The organism is Frankia umida (genome assembly GCF_023242945.1).
GTDB lineage: Bacteria > Actinomycetota > Actinomycetes > Frankiales > Frankiaceae > Frankia > Frankia umida.
Genome location: NZ_JALKFT010000001.1, coordinates 501,654 through 516,565 on the forward strand (window position 1 = coordinate 501,654; position 14,912 = coordinate 516,565).

General features: G+C 72.9%; 11 protein-coding genes. 8 read left to right on the forward strand and 3 right to left on the reverse strand.

Annotation, left to right across the window (positions count from 1 at the left end; translation table 11 throughout):
* Nucleotides 1–36: 36 nt before the first annotated feature.
* The 7 genes from hpnC (at nucleotide 37) to hpnH (ending at nucleotide 10,471) form a co-directional block, all read left to right on the forward strand.
* The gene (gene hpnC, locus MXD59_RS02000) at nucleotides 37–1,092 is read left to right on the forward strand and encodes a squalene synthase HpnC (protein WP_248823187.1); all 1,056 of its coding nucleotides are present in this window, start codon (nucleotides 37–39) and stop codon (nucleotides 1,090–1,092) included.
* Complete coding sequence (gene hpnD / locus MXD59_RS02005; RefSeq protein WP_163549504.1) at nucleotides 1,089–2,003, forward strand: presqualene diphosphate synthase HpnD; 915 nt, start codon at nucleotides 1,089–1,091, stop codon at nucleotides 2,001–2,003. The genes hpnC and hpnD overlap by 4 nt, the downstream gene beginning before the upstream one ends.
* Entirely contained in the window at nucleotides 2,000–3,706 is a 1,707-nt protein-coding gene (gene hpnE / locus MXD59_RS02010; RefSeq protein ID WP_248823188.1) for a hydroxysqualene dehydroxylase HpnE, read from the forward strand. Before hpnD ends, hpnE begins: the two co-directional genes overlap by 4 nt.
* The gene (locus MXD59_RS02015) at nucleotides 3,703–4,719 is read left to right on the forward strand and encodes a polyprenyl synthetase family protein (protein ID WP_248815134.1); all 1,017 of its coding nucleotides are present in this window, start codon (nucleotides 3,703–3,705) and stop codon (nucleotides 4,717–4,719) included. The genes hpnE and MXD59_RS02015 overlap by 4 nt, the downstream gene beginning before the upstream one ends.
* Before the next feature lie 93 nt (nucleotides 4,720–4,812).
* Complete coding sequence (locus MXD59_RS02020; RefSeq protein ID WP_248823189.1) at nucleotides 4,813–6,993, forward strand: terpene cyclase/mutase family protein; 2,181 nt, start codon at nucleotides 4,813–4,815, stop codon at nucleotides 6,991–6,993.
* A complete protein-coding gene (gene ispH / locus MXD59_RS02025; RefSeq protein ID WP_248823190.1) occupies nucleotides 6,990–8,897 on the forward strand; it encodes a 4-hydroxy-3-methylbut-2-enyl diphosphate reductase in 1,908 nt (635 codons plus the stop codon). The genes MXD59_RS02020 and ispH overlap by 4 nt, the downstream gene beginning before the upstream one ends.
* Before the next feature lie 569 nt (nucleotides 8,898–9,466).
* Complete coding sequence (gene hpnH, locus MXD59_RS02030; protein WP_163550287.1) at nucleotides 9,467–10,471, forward strand: adenosyl-hopene transferase HpnH; 1,005 nt, start codon at nucleotides 9,467–9,469, stop codon at nucleotides 10,469–10,471.
* Nucleotides 10,472–10,743: 272 nt separating this feature from the next.
* On the opposite strand, the gene MXD59_RS02035 is transcribed toward hpnH, so the two are convergent.
* Nucleotides 10,744–11,433 (reverse strand): TetR/AcrR family transcriptional regulator, encoded by a 690-nt coding sequence (locus MXD59_RS02035; protein WP_163550288.1) that lies wholly within the window; start codon nucleotides 11,431–11,433, stop codon nucleotides 10,744–10,746.
* A gap of 327 nt (nucleotides 11,434–11,760) precedes the next feature.
* Between MXD59_RS02035 and MXD59_RS02040 the strand changes: the two genes are divergently transcribed.
* The gene (locus tag MXD59_RS02040) at nucleotides 11,761–13,086 is read left to right on the forward strand and encodes a glycosyltransferase (RefSeq protein ID WP_248823191.1); all 1,326 of its coding nucleotides are present in this window, start codon (nucleotides 11,761–11,763) and stop codon (nucleotides 13,084–13,086) included.
* A gap of 36 nt (nucleotides 13,087–13,122) precedes the next feature.
* On the opposite strand, the gene MXD59_RS02045 is transcribed toward MXD59_RS02040, so the two are convergent.
* Nucleotides 13,123–13,983, reverse strand: a complete 861-nt coding sequence (locus MXD59_RS02045; protein WP_248823192.1) for an urease accessory protein UreD — start codon at nucleotides 13,981–13,983, stop codon at nucleotides 13,123–13,125.
* Between the two features lie 42 nt (nucleotides 13,984–14,025).
* Nucleotides 14,026–14,742, reverse strand: coding sequence for an urease accessory protein UreF (locus tag MXD59_RS02050; RefSeq protein ID WP_248823193.1), 717 nt, complete (start codon nucleotides 14,740–14,742; stop codon nucleotides 14,026–14,028).
* Nucleotides 14,743–14,912 lie beyond the last annotated feature (170 nt).

Sequence of the window (14,912 nt, forward strand, 5' to 3'; positions counted from 1 at the left end):
CGCCCGGGGTGCGGACCGTCATCGAAGGAGAGGCGTATGACCGCTATCGACGCCCCAACCGGGCCACCGCGCACGGCCGCGCCGCCGCGCACGACCGGCCTGACCACCTCCGCCGACCAGCTGCTGCTCGCAGCGCCGGCGGAGAACTTCCCGGTCGCACCGATCGTCCTGCCGCCCGCCGTGCGCACCCACTTCAACGCGTTGTACGCCTACTGCCGCTTCGTCGACAACCTCGGTGACGAGGCCGACGGCGACCGGTTGGCGCTGCTGGACCGGCTCGACGTCGACCTCGCGGTGATCTGGGCCGGCGGCGAGCCGGAACTACCCGTACTGCGCCGGCTCGCCCCGACCGTGCGGGCCTGCGACCTGCCGGCCGAGCCGTTCGAGCGGCTGGTCGAGGCCAACCGGCAGGACCAGCTGGTCACCCGGTATGAGACCTTCGACGACCTGGTGCGTTACTGCACTCTGTCGGCCGACCCGGTCGGCCGGATGGTGCTCGGCGTGTTCGGCCTGGCCACCCCCGACCGGGTGGTGCTCTCCGACCGGGTCTGTACCGCGCTCCAGCTGGTCGAACACTGGCAGGACGTCGCCGAGGACCTCGCCGCAGGGCGGATCTACCTCCCGCTGGAGGACCTGGACGCCTTCGGGGTGACCGAGGACGACCTGCGCGCACCCAGCGCCGGTCCGGCGGTGCGCCACCTGATGGCCTTCGAGGTCACCCGGGCCCGCGCCGTGATCGACGCGGGCGCGCCGCTGGTCTCGATGGTGCCGGGTCGCCTGCGCCTGGCCCTGGCCGGTTTCGTCGGTGGCGGCCGGTCCGCGCTCGACGCGATCCGGCGGGCCGACTACGACGTGCTCAGCGGCACGCCGAAGGCGGCGAAGCCGCGGATGGCCGGTGCCATCGCCCTCGCCCTGGCCCGCTCGGCCGCCCGAGGTTCGGGTGCCGCGGCCAGCACCGCCGCCGCGGTGGCCAGCGCCACCAGCGCCGGCGGCCTGCCCGCCCGGCCACCGGTGACCGGCGACCCCGCCGGCGCCTCGGTCGGCGGCTCCGCTGTGGCGGGACGCTCCGGTGTGGCGGGTGGCGGCCGATGAGCGCCGAGTTCCCGCGCCTGGTCGGCCGGCCGACCGTCGTCGAGGCGTACGCGTCCTGTGAGGCGCTGACCCGCGAGGCGGCTCGTAACTTCTCCTACGGCATCCGGTTGCTGCCGCCGGACAAGCGTGGCGCGCTGTCCGCCGTCTACGCCCTGTCGCGCCGCCTCGACGACATCGGCGACGGTGACCTGCCCGACGCCGAGAAGCTCGCCGGTCTCGCCGAGGTGCGGGCCGAGGTGAACGACCTCGGGGAGAACAGCTCCACCGACCCGGTCTACGTCGCGCTGGCCGATGCCGCCCGCCGCTTCCCTATCCCGTTGGAGGCGTTCATCGAGCTCGCCGACGGTGTCGAGAGCGACGTCCACGGCTCGACATACGAGACCTTCGACGACATGGTCGGCTACTGCCGGCTGGTCGCCGGCACCATCGGACGGCTGTCGCTGGGCATCTTCGGCACCGAACAGGCCGCGTCCGTGCGCGACGCCCCGGCGGTCGCCGACGCGCTCGGGGTGGCGCTGCAGCAGACCAACATCCTGCGTGACGTCCGCGAGGACCTGCTCGGTGGTCGGATCTACCTGCCCGCCCGCGAACTCGAGGACTTCGGCGTCGACCTCACCGTGGACGCCAGCGGCCGTCTGGGCGGACCCGAGGTGGCACTGCTGGGCTACCTGCGTTTCGCCGCGCAGCGGGCCGAGGACTGGTACGACCGCGGCATGGTGCTGCTCGACCTGCTCGACCGGCGCAGCGCCGCCTGCTGTGGTGCGATGGCCGGCATCTACCTGCGGCTCAACCGTCGGATCAAGAACGAGCCGGCCGCCGTGCTGGAGAGCCGGCTCGCGCTGCCCAGCTGGCAGAAGGCCGTCGTCGCCGCCCGTAGCCTCGCCGGACGCCCCGAGACGAGCGCCGCATGAGCGCCGCCGGGACGGACGGTCAGCCGCACCTGGTCGTCATCGGCGGGGGCCTGGCCGGGATGGCCGCGGCGCTGGTCGCCGCCGACGCCGGCGCCCGGGTGACGATGCTCGAGGCCCGGCCGCGCCTCGGCGGGGCGACGACGTCGTTTCGCCGCGGCGAGCTGTGGATCGACACCGGTCAGCACGTGTTCATGCGCTGCTGCACCGCCTACCGCGGGCTGATCGCCCGCCTCGGCGTGACCCACCTGACCACCCTGCAGCCCCGGTTGGACGTCCCGGTGCTGCTCGGTGCGACCCAGACCCGCACCCGGCTGCGCCGCACCAGTGTGCGCCTGCCCGCGCCGCTGCATCTCGCGCCGGCGCTGCTGGGCTACAAGGCGCTTCCGCTGGCCGAACGGGTCCGGGCCGGGCTCGCGGCGTTCCAGCTCGGCCGGCTCGACGAACGCTCCCCGCGGGTGGACAGTGGTTCGTTCGGCGCCTGGCTCGCCAGCCACGGCCAGGGCCCGGCGGCGACCAGCGCGCTGTGGGAACTGCTGACCGTGGCGACGCTGAACCTGCCCGCGGACGAGGCCTCGCTGGGCCTGGCCGCCAAGGTGGTGCGCACCGGCCTGCTGGAGGCCGCCGACGCCGGCGACATCGGCTGGGCGGAGGTGCCGCTGTCACGTCTGCACGGTGACGCGGCGCTGGCGGCCCTGACCGCGGTCGGCGCGGACGTGCGTACCGGTGTGAAGGTGCGCTCGGTCACCGCGGACGGCGCGGGCTGGCGGGTCTCGGTGACCGCCGGCGGTACCAGCCGGGGTGAGGCCGTGCCCGGGGCGGACCCGTCCGGTTCGCTGTACGCCGACGCGGTGGTGCTCGCCACCCCGGCGCCGGCGGCCGCGGGGCTGCTGCCCGACGGCGCCACCGTCGACGCGCGGCGGCTGCACGCGCTCGGCGACTCGCCGATCATCAACGTGCACATGATCTACCCGCGTCAGGTGATCGAGGGCCCGTTCCTCGCGGTCGTCGACTCGCCGATCCAGTGGATCTTCGACCGGACGATCTCCTCGGGCCTGGCCGCCTCCGGGCCGCCCGGAGCACAGTACCTGGCGCTGTCCCAGTCGGCCGCCGAGCCGTGGATCAACATGCCGGCCGGCGACGTCGCGACGCTGTTCACCGAGGAGATGGCGCGGCTGTTCCCGGCCGCGCGGGCCGCCGAGCCGATCGAGGTCTTCGTGACCCGGGAGCGCACGGCGACCTTCCGACAGGTGCCCGGTTCGCTCGCGTTGCGCCCGGGCGCGTCGACCGGCCTGGCGCACTTTGCCCTGGCCGGTACCTACACCGACACCGGCTGGCCGGCGACCATGGAATCGGCCGTGCGTAGCGGAGTCGCTGCGGCCCGTGAGAGCCTGGCGGGCATGGGGGTAGTCGTGGGGGACCTGGCCGACCTGGTCGACCTGGCTGAGCGGCCCTCGGCCGTGCCAGCCGCACCGGCTGTGTCGGCCGTGTCGGCTGGGCCAGCGGCGTCGGCGGCGCGGGGCGGGCTCGCGGTGGAGCCACGGCAGGCGTCAGACGACCTGCCGGACAGACCAGAACCATCGGATTCGTCGGATTTTCCGGATCCACGGGGAGCGAACGCGACAGCCGCCGGTTCCACGGAGGCTGTCGGACCGGTGACCACCGGCCAGCAGGAGCACTCATCCACAGGGGGATTCCCGGTATGACCATGACGGTTCCGGATGCGATCGAGCGGGGGAGGACCCTCACCGTCCCGGCGCTGCGCGCCGTGGTGGACCGCCTGAACCCGCGTCTTCGCCACATTGTCGCCTACCACCGCGGCTGGGTCGACGCCGAGAACAAGCCACTGACCGGCTCGGGCGGCAAGCTCGTCCGTCCGGCGTTGGCACTGCTGTCGGCCGAGGCCGCGGGCGCGCCGCCGGAGGTGGGCCTGCCCGCCGCCTGCGCCGTCGAGCTCGTGCACGACTTCTCGCTGCTGCACGACGACCTGATGGACGGCGACCGCGAGCGCCGCCACCGCGCGACGGCGTGGACGGTCTTCGGGGCCGACGGCGCGATCCTGGCCGGCGACGCCCTGCTCGGGCTCTCCGTGCAGATCCTGCTCGAGGTCGAGGGCGACCCGGCGCGCCGGGCCGCGCTGATCCTCAGCGCCGGTATCCAGGACCTGGTCCGCGGCCAGGCCGAGGACCTGATGTTCGAAAGCCGCACCGACGTGACGGTCGCGGACACGCTGCAGATGGAAGACGGCAAGACCGGCGCGCTGCTGGCCTGCTCGGCGTCGCTGGGCGCCGTGCTCGCCGGGGCCGGCGACGAGATGGTCGACGGCCTGGCCGAGTACGGTTCGCGCCTGGGCACCGCCTTCCAGCTCATCGACGACCTGCTCGGCATCTGGGGCGACCCGGCCGTCACCGGCAAGCCGGTGCTCTCCGACCTGCGTTCGCGCAAGAAGTCGGTGCCGGTGGTCGTGGCGCTGGAGGCCGGCGGAGCCGCCGCCGACGAACTGCGCGCGTTCCTGACCGCGTCGGGTGAGTCCACCGAGGCGGAACTGAGGCACATCGCCGAACTCGTCGAGCGGGCCGGTGGCCGGGAATGGACCACCGCCGAGGCCGACCGGCAGCTCGAGGCCTGCGAGAGCGTTCTGCGCTCGCTGTCGATGCCGGCGCAGGTCGAGGCCGAGCTGCTCGCCCTCGCCCGTTTCGTGACCGAGCGCGATAGCTAGGAGGCCGCAGGTGCGCACCGGCGCTCACGCGGTCGGCGATCACCCCGACGATCGCCTGTTTGACCATCGCCCGTACGACGAGGGGAGTCGTCGATGAGCCTGACTTCGGACCCGTCCCCGGCTGCTCCGTCCGCGCAGGAGACTCCGAAGCGGCCCGCCATCCCGGTGCCCGCCACCGCCGAGGCCTATGGGATCTCCCGGTCGTCGCCGCCGCTGACCGAGGAGGCGGCGGCGCCGACCAGTCCACCGGACGTGTCGGGTGCGGTGACCGCGCCGGCCGCCGCGCACCTCGCCGTCACGGCCAGCGCCCAGGTCGCGACGCAGCGAGCCCGTGACCATCTCCTCGCCCTCCAGGCGGACGAGGGATGGTGGAAGGGCAACCTCGAGACCAACGTCACGATGGACGCCGAGGACCTGTTCATGAAGCAGTTCCTCGGCATCCGTGGTGTCGAGGAGACCGAGCAGACCGCCCGCTGGATCCGCTCCCAGCAGCAGCCCGACGGCAGCTGGGCCACCTTCTACGGTGGCCCGGCGGACCTGTCGACCACTGTCGAGGCCTACATCGCGCTGCGACTGGCCGGGGACGCGGTCGACGCGCCGCACATGGCGCGGGCCGCCGAACTCGTCCGGGAGCAGGGCGGCATCGCCGCCTCCCGGGTGTTCACCCGGATCTGGCTGGCGGCGCTGGGCCAGTGGTCCTGGGACGACGTGCCGGTGATCCCGCCGGAGCTGATCCTGGCGCCGTCCTGGCTGCCGCTGAACGTCTACGACTTCGCCTGCTGGGCGCGCCAGACGATCGTCGCGCTCACGATCGTCGGTTCCCTGCGCCCGGCGCATGACCTCGGCTTCGACATCGACGAGCTCAAGGTGGCGGCGCCGCCCCGCAAGCTGGCGCCCCTGCGCAGCTGGGAGGGAGCCTTCGAGCGGCTCGACAAGCTGCTGCACCGTTACGAGCGTCGGCCGATCAAGCTGCTGCGCAGCCTGGCGCTGCGCCGGGCCGCCGAGTGGGTCGTCGCCCGCCAGGAGGCCGACGGCTGCTGGGGCGGTATCCAGCCGCCCTGGGTGTACTCGGTGATGGCCCTGCACCTGATGGGCTACCCGCTCAACCACCCGGTGATCGCCGCCGCGTTCCGTGGCATGGACCGCTACGTGATCCGCCGGGACACCCCCGAGGGCCCGGCCCGCCAGATCGAGGCCTGCCAGTCACCGGTGTGGGACACCGCGCTCGCCGTCGTCGCGCTCTCCGACGCCGGCGTCCCCGGTGACCATCCGGCGATGGTGAAGGCCGGCAGATGGCTGGTGGACGAGGAGGTCCGGGTCGCCGGCGACTGGGCGGTGCGCCGCCCCGAACTCGCCCCCGGCGGCTGGGCGTTCGAGTTCGACAACGACTTCTATCCGGACGTCGACGACACCGCCGAAGTCGTTCTGGCGCTGCGCCGCCTGCTCGGTGACGGACACGCCTCGGTCACCGGCGCCGGCCGGGCCGGTTCACACGGCGGTGCCGGGGCTTTCGGTAGCCGGCCGAACACGGTGGAGGATGCCGATCCGGCGCTCGCCGCCGCGATCCGCGCCGCCGCCGCCCGCGGGGTCGACTGGAGCGTCGGGATGCGCTCGTCCAACGGCGCCTGGGGTGCCTTCGACGCCGACAACGTCCAGATGCTCGCGATGAAGATCCCGTTCTGCGACTTCGGTGAGGTCGTCGACCCACCGTCGGCGGACGTCACCGCCCACCTGGTCGAGATGCTCGCCGACCTGGGCCGCTCCGATCACCCGATCACCCAGCGGGCGGTGCGGTGGCTGCTGGACAACCAGGAGCCGGGCGGTTCCTGGTTCGGCCGGTGGGGCGTCAACCACGTGTACGGCACCGGTGCGGTCGTGCCGGCGCTCATCGGCGCCGGTGTGCCGACCGACCACCCGGCGATCACGGCATCGGTGCGCTGGCTGCTCGAACACCAGGCTCCCGAGGGCGGCTGGGGTGAGGACCTGCGCTCCTACACCGACCCGGCCTGGATCGGACGTGGCGCGCTCACCGCGTCACAGACCGCCTGGGCCCTGCTCGCCCTGCTCGCCGTCGACCCGCACAGCCTCGCGGTCAAACGCGGGGTTCGGTGGCTGTGCGAGACCCAGCGTCCGGACGGCACCTGGGACGAGCCCCACTTCACCGGCACCGGCTTCCCCGGGGACTTCTCCCTGAACTACAACCTGTACCGGCTGGTGTTCCCTCTGACCGCACTCGGCCGGTACGTGAGCCTCACCGGGGTAACGACACCATGAACACCTCCGCATCCCCGGGCGGGGACGGCACCGTCGCCGGAGAGCATCCGACGCCGGTGGCCGTGCCCGCGGTGATCCCCGCCCAGGACACACTGTCACCGTCCGTTCCCTCCAGAGCACCCGCGGACCCGTCGCGCGCGCCCGTGCTGCCCTTCCGCACACCGGCCGCCGGCGCCCGTCGCCCCACCGCCGCCGCTGCCCCCACGGCTGCCACCTCCACCACCACCACCCAGGCTGTCACCAATCCAGCCGCGACCACCCCGGCCGCGACCTCCGCCTCCGCGACCACCCCGGCTGCCGCCTCCGCGGTGGCGGGGACGTCCGGCGGTGCGAGCCGGACGGGACGACTCGTCGTCGCGACCGCGCTGCGGTTCGAGGCGATGGCGGCCGGCCGCTCCGGGCTGCCCTCCGACACGATCATGATTCGGACGGGTATGGGCCCCGACCGAGCCCGCCAGGCCGCCCGGGTGGTCCGCGAGGCACGGCCCGACGCGGTCGCCATCGTCGGCCTCTCCGGCGGGCTCGCCCCCGGGGTGAAACCCGGGCACATCGTCGTGGCGCAGGAGGTCCGCTCGTCCGACGGGACCGTCACCCCGTGCGCCTCGGCTCCGCTGCTGGCCGGTGACCTGCGCCGACTCGGCTTCACCGTGCACGTCGGCCCGATCATCACCGTGCCCAGGGTGGCCCACGGCAGCGAGCGGACCCGGCTCGCCGCCACCGGCGCCATCGCCGTCGACATGGAGAGCGCGCCGATCGCCGAGGGCAGCGGGGACGTGCCGTTCGCGGCCGTCCGCGTCATCGTCGACACCATGGACGAGCCGCTGGGTCGGCTCGACCTGGTCCGCCGCGGTGTGCGGGGGTTGCTCACGATGAGCCGGCTCGGTACGCCGCTGGCCGCGTGGGCCGCGGCGGTCGGTCGGCGCACGGTGCTGCTGGCCGAGCCGCGGGCGTTCTGCGCCGGGGTCGAGCGGGCGATCGAGGTCGTCGAGCGCGCCCTGGACCTGCACGGCGCGCCCGTCTACGTCCGCAAGCAGATCGTGCACAACTCCCATGTCGTCGCGGACCTCGCCGCCCGCGGCGCGGTGTTCGTCGAGGAACTCGACGAGGTGCCCGCCGGCGCCACCGTGGTCTTCTCCGCGCACGGTGTCGCCCCCGCGGTGTGGGATCAGGCGGACGGGCGCGAGCTGTCCGTCATCGACGCCACCTGCCCGCTGGTCGAGAAGGTGCACGCGGAGGCGCGCCGGTTCACCGCCCGCGGGGACACCGTCCTGCTCATCGGCCACGCCGGCCACGAGGAGGTCGACGGCACCCTCGGGGAGTCGCCCGGGCGGATCCAGCTCGTCCAGTCGCCGGCCGAGGTCGCCGACCTCGAGGTCCCCGACCCGGAACGGGTCACCTACCTGATGCAGACGACCCTCGCGCTGGACGAGGCGTCCGAGATCGTCGACGCGTTGCGGGAACGCTTCCCGGCGATCGTCGGCCCCGGATCGGCCGACATCTGCTACGCGACGTCCAACCGGCAGAACGCCGTGCGCAAGGTCGCCCAGGAGGCGCAGCTCGTGTTGGTCGTCGGCTCGGCGAACAGCGCGAACTCGGTGCGCCTCGTCGAGGTCAGCAACCGCGACGGTGTCTCCTCCCACCTGGTGGAGAACGTCGGTGACGTGCGGCTGTCCTGGCTCGCCGGGGTGGAGACGGTCGGCATCTCGGCCGGGGCGTCCGCACCGCCGGCACTGGTCGAGGAACTGACCGCGGCGCTGTCGGGCCTCGGCCCGACCGATGTCACGGTCCGTTCCGTCGGCCAGGAGTCGATCTCCTTCCATCTGCCCAAGGAGCTGCGTCGGGCCGCGGGGAACTCCTCGCCGGCACCGCTGTCGCGGCCGGCCGCCTCGCGGGCCACGTCCTAACGTCGGGTTCCCCGGGCCCGCCAGGTGGTCGGCGGGCCCGGGGATTCGTCTGTCCCGGCCCGCCTTCGGGGCCGACCCTGCTGTCCGCACCTGGCGATCCCGACACCTGGTCCACCTCACCCACCCGCCGCGCGACCGGGACCGGGATCGCGATTCCTGTCCCGGTCCGGTGGACACGTGGAGTGTCGTCCGGGTGGTGGGCTGTCCTCGAGTCGCGCGTGGGCATTGATTGTGTCACTCTCAGTGACAGAAATGGTCTTGGCGGCGTCGGGCGTGCGGGCGCCGCCGGGGAGACCCGGCCGAAACGGAAGCGCTCCTGACACGTCCGACGAGACGTCGAAGTAGCCGTTTCCGGCCTGGGTGGCACGCGGCACATTCGGTCCCTGAATTGCCCCTGACCTGGCGAGATGCTGTCTGATTCCGCCCAGATGGGGGATGCGGTCACGCAGGGGATCCGGTTGTGCGGCACTTCATCGAGCGATCGACATGCAGGCTGTACGTACAGGCTGTATGGTCAGTGCAGCGATCATCGGTCATTAACCGGAGACCAAAGAGAGGGGAGCTACGCCGTGGCGGTCGAGTGGCGGTACCAGCTCCGTGTAGGTACCTATCTGGCGAAGCAGAAACTGCTGCGTCGCAAGCACTTCCCGCTCGTGCTGGAGCTGGAGCCACTGTTTGCCTGCAACCTGTCCTGCACGGGTTGTGGGAAGATCCAGCACCCGGCGTCCGTCCTGAAGCAGCGCATGAGCGTCGACGACGCTCTCGCCGCTGTGAAGGAGTGCGGCGCTCCGGTTGTTGCGATCGCGGGCGGTGAACCACTCATGCACCCGCAGATTCACGAGATCGTGAACGAGCTTACCAAGCGTAAGAAGTTCGTGATCCTCTGCACGAACGGGCTGCTTCTGCAGAAGAAGCTGAAGAACTTCACCCCGTCGCCCTACTTCACCTTCGTCCTGCACATCGACGGGCTGCGCGAGCGGCACGACGCGGTGGTGGAGAAGGAGGGCACCTTCGACGAGTGTGTCCGGGCGTTCCACGCGGCGAAGGCCGCGGGCTTCCGGGTCGGCACGAACTCGACCTTCTTCAACAATGACAGCCCCCAGGACGTCATCGACATCCTGACCTTCCTCAACGACGACCTCAAGGTCGACCAGATCCAGCTCTCCCCGGGCTACGCGTACGAGAAGGCTCCCGACCAGGAGCACTTCCTCGCGGTCCAGGAGACCCGGGAGATGTTCGCCAAGGTCTTCGCCGAGGGGCGGCGCAAGAAGTTCCGGCTGAACCACTCGCCGGTGTTCCTTGACTTCCTGGAAGGGAAGAAGGAGCTCGCCTGCACCGCGTGGGGCATCCCGAGCTACTCGCTGTTCGGTTGGCAGAAGCCCTGCTACCTGATGAGCGACGGGTACGTCTCCTCGTACAAGGAGCTCGTGGAGACCACCGACTGGGACTCCTACGGTCGCGGCAAGGACCCGCGCTGCGCGAACTGCATGGCGCACTGCGGGTACGAGACGTCCGCCGTGCTCGCCACGATCGGCTCGCTCAAGGAGTCGATCCGCGCCGTGCGCGAGGCCTGAGCCCCGCGTCCGACCCCGGTGACACAGCACCACAGCAGCGTCGCACCACAGGCACGACAGGCACGACCGCGCTGCCCCGGCGCCACCGCGATGTTCCTGCGGTGACGCGGCAGCGCACAATATGAGCGGCGCCGTCCCGACCGGATCCCTTCCCGGCCGGGGCGGCGTTCGTGCGTGTGGGGCCGATATCGCGGATGTCGTGGGTATCGACGTTCGTCCTCGGCGGGGCGGGGGGATGCGCGGCCGGGAAGGACCGGCATCCCCCGCGGGGATCAGCGCGGACGGCTGCCCGGTTCGGCGCCGACCGAGGGCTGGGCGCTGAGATCGCCGCCGCGGCTGAGGCCGCGCATCAGCCGGTCGAGCACGATGCCGATCTCGACCCGGGCCGCGTCCGGATCGGCCGCCCGCCCGGTGTAGATGCTCGCCTCGGAAAGCAGGGCGGCGACCAGACGGGTCAGCGGGGCGACCGGCAACTGGTCGATACCCTCCTCGGACATGGCCCGTTGCAGCCATTCGGACAGCAGCCGATAGCCGTGCCGTTCGACCAGGGCGTCCCAGGCCTCGCTGCCGAGCACGGCCGGACCATCCACCAGGACGATGCGTTGGAAGTCGCTGTCCGCGGTGGAGATGTCCAGCAGGGACTGGAAACCGGTGCGTAGCTGGGTCCAGGCGTCACTGGGGAGCTGCGCGTCGCGGGCCAGTTCGCCGGCCACGAGTTTCTCGGCCACCTCGGTGGCGACCTGTTCCATGACGGTGCGAAACAGGTCGGCCTTGTCGCGAAAGTGGTGGTAGAGCGCGCCGCGGGTCACCTGGGCGTCGGCGACGATCTCCTCGGTTCCGGTGGCGGCGAACCCCTGCTCGGCGAACCGACGGCGGGCGGCGGCGACGAGCGCCGCACGGGTGTCAGTCGTCTGTTCGGAACGGCGGGTCACCCCCCGATTATGGTGCAGCCGCTGGCCCATGCGGGGGTTGAAGGGGGTGTGGTGTCCGTCGGTGGGCCGGGGGTTCCCAACGTGTGGGTTCGCCGGGCACCGAGGTGCCCGCTTACGCTGCCTGGCCGGGTCATCCCGCCCGTGCACCGGGCCGGCGATCCTGGCCCACCGGTCCGTGCGCGAACGGGTTGCCTCCGGCCGGGTGGGGATGCATTCTCGCAGGTCAGCGGCATTGTTGGCGGTGGTGAGCCGGACGGGGCGCCACCGCGGGCGGTACCCGCCGAGCGGACGGTTCTTTACACACAATTACCCCGGTCGCCCGACTGGAGTTCGACCTTCGTGGCAGGATTACTCTCTGTGACTGTACTCCAGTGGATAGCCCTCGCCTCGTTGCTCGCCTGGCTGTACCTGGCCGTCGGTCATGGCACCTTCTGGCGGACCGACCAGCGGCTGCCGCGGCGCCAGGCCCCGGCGAGCTGGCCGAGCGTCGCGATCGTCATCCCGGCCCGGGACGAGGCGGACGTACTGCCCGTGACCCTGCCGAGCCTGCTCACCCAGGACTACCCCGGTCCGGTCCGGCTCATCCTCGTCGACGACGGTTCGACGGACGGCACCCCCGAGGTCGCCCGCGCCCTCGCCGAACAGGCGGCGCAGCGCGGCGGCTCGAACGTGACGGCGGCCGTGACCGCGTCGACCGAACCACCCCCCGGCTGGACGGGGAAGCTCTGGGCGCTGCGCCGGGGCATCGAATGCGCCGGGGACGTCGAGTTCCTGCTGCTCACCGATGCCGACATCGCCCACGACCCCGGGTCGCTGACGGCGCTGGTCGCCTCCGCCCGCACCCAGCGCCTCGACATGGTCTCCCAGATGGCGGTGCTGCGCGCTGACACGTTCTGGGAGCGGATCATCGTCCCCGCGTTCGTCTACTTCTTCGCGATGCTCTACCCGTTCCGGTGGTCGAACCGGTCGACGTCCCGGGTGGCGGCGGCCGCCGGTGGCTGCTCGCTGGTGCGCCGTGAGGCCCTGATCCGCGCGGGCGGGCTCGCCGAGGTGCGCGGCGCGGTCATCGACGACGTGGCCATCGCCCGGATCATCAAGCGTTCCGGCGGACGGACCTGGCTCGGCCTCGCCGACCAGGTACACAGCCGCCGCCCGTACCCACGCCTGGCCGACCTGTGGAAGATGGTCTCCCGCTCCGCCTACGCCCAGCTGCGGCACTCGCCGCTCCTGCTGATCGGCACGGTGCTGGGGCTGAGCCTGGTGTTCCTGGTGCCGGTGGTCGCCACCGTCGTCGGGATCGCCGCCGGGGACCTCACGGTCGCCCTGATCGGCGCCGTCACCTGGCTGATCATGACGTTGACCTACGTCCCGATGGTCCGCTACTACCGGCAGCCGCTGGCGTCCGCGCTGTTGCTGCCCGGGGCCGCGGCGCTCTACCTGGCGATGACGGTCGACTCCGCGCGGCTCAAGCGGGCCGGCCGCGGCGCCGCCTGGAAGGGCCGTACCTACGACGGCCACGGCACCCCCGAGCGGCGCGGCCTGGGCACGACAACCCTCGCGCCGCACGTCGCCGCCCCCCACGTCGCTGTCGTCCAGCCCCCTCGCGACCCCTGGGACCTCCCCGTGCCCGCCACCCCCGCAGACCCCACCGCCACCAACTCCAGCAGCACCTCGTCCTCCTGACCCGCTCGCGGCCCGTCCCCTGACCCGCGAGCCCGCTCACTGTCCGCGGTCAGGATGCGGCGTGGGGGGTTCGGAACCGGAGAGTTCGGAACCGGAGGGTTCGGACGCGGGGGGATCAGGCGTGGGGGAGATGGCCAGGAGGCGGCGCAGGGTGACGGCGTCCATGGCGAGTGCCGTCACCAGATAGCCGGGGCCGGCCAGCGGCAGGAGTGCGGCCTCCCCACGTCCATCCGTCACCGTGACGGGCCTGGCCCTGGCCGCCTGAGCGGCCCATGCGGGCCCCGCGACGAGGCGTGCGCCCACCCCGCGCGCGGGGCCCAGGTGGGCGGGGCCGTGTAGTCCCGGCAGGTCGGGGGCGAGTGCCAGTTCCTGGCGCAACAGCGGGGTGCGGTCGTGCGGGCCGGCCGTGATGTCCACGCGCAGGGTGCCGTGGTAGGCCCCCGGGGGTTCGTCGAACCGGCCGAGCAGGATCTCCTCCCGCAGGCAGAGCCGGGCGGACGGGGCCAGGCTCACCTCGGTGACCGCCACATGGTCGGCGCCGCGGGCGACCACCGTCGGCTCCGGCTGGAAGTCGAGTTCGCCGTCGTCGTCCACCCACGCCCGCACGACCAGGCGGGACGGCCCGGTAGCCCCGCGTCCGGGCAGGGCGACCATGGCCGCCACCGAGCGCATGACCAACCGGACCCCGCTGCCCACGGTCAGGTCCAACCGCAGCTCGTCGCCGGCCAGCGGGCCGGCCGCGGCGCTCACCAGATGAACGGTCGCCGTCGGCGGGGACACCCCCGCGGGCGTGGTACCGGTCAGCCGCAGCACCAGCGGAACCGCCGAGCGCAGCTCGGCGACCCGGAGCGCACCGCGGACGTCGCGCTCGACCCGAACTGCCGCATGGGCGCGCATCCCGGCAACGTAGCAGCCGGCAGGACGGCGACGGCCCGCCGGCTACGACGCGAACATGCGCAGGTCCGCGAGGCGATGCCGCTCGGCGAGCAGGTCGAGGCGGATGCCGGCGGGGGCCGGCAGGGCGCGGGGAGACCAGCTGGCCGCGTCGGCGCCCAGCCGCGCCACCTCGGCGACCTCCCGCGCGGTTCGGGCCAGGACGGCGGTGACGGCCAGGGGATCCAGGCCGAGCAGCCGGATGGCGGCGGTGGCCGGGCCGGTGACCGTGAGGTGCGCCGCGGCGAGGGCGGCATCGGCGGGGCGCAGACCGCCACCGGCGGCGACCATGCCCAGCGCGAGCGGGTGATGCGGCGCGCGGGGGCCGGGTGGGACCGGCCAGGCGGCGCGTCCCGCCCGGAGCAGGGTGCGGCCCTGGGCGCGGCTGGCGGTCCGCTGGGCGGGGGAGGGCGTGCGGGCGTCGAGTTCGGCGTCCAGTTCGTCGAGTCGCGCCGGACCATCCGCGCCTGGCCCGTTCAGGGCATGGGTGGTGGCCGCGGCGAACGCGGCGGCGACCACGCCGGCGGTGTGCAGCCGGCCGAGCAGGAACAGGTCGAGGTCGGCCACGCCGGTGAGGCTGCCGTCGGTGACAGCGGCCTCGACGCCACCCGAATGCGCGTGCCCACCGGCCGGCAGCCGGCCATCCACGAGTACCAGCAGGGTGGCGAGCCGATGCTGGCTGGGCTGCGCTGTCCGGTGGGGGTCGGGCGCTTCGTCGTTCATCGGTGCGTCCCCTCCGTTCTGGCGGTCGGGTGGTCGCCCGCGCCAGGCGGATGCGCCCGGTCCCGTCGTCTGGCCCATTCTGGGGGCTGGCGGCCGCGGGCTGCCGTTCTGGCGTCGCCTGGGCTGGATGGCAGCCCTGGGTGGCCGGCTCGCGAATCGAACGTGAACGG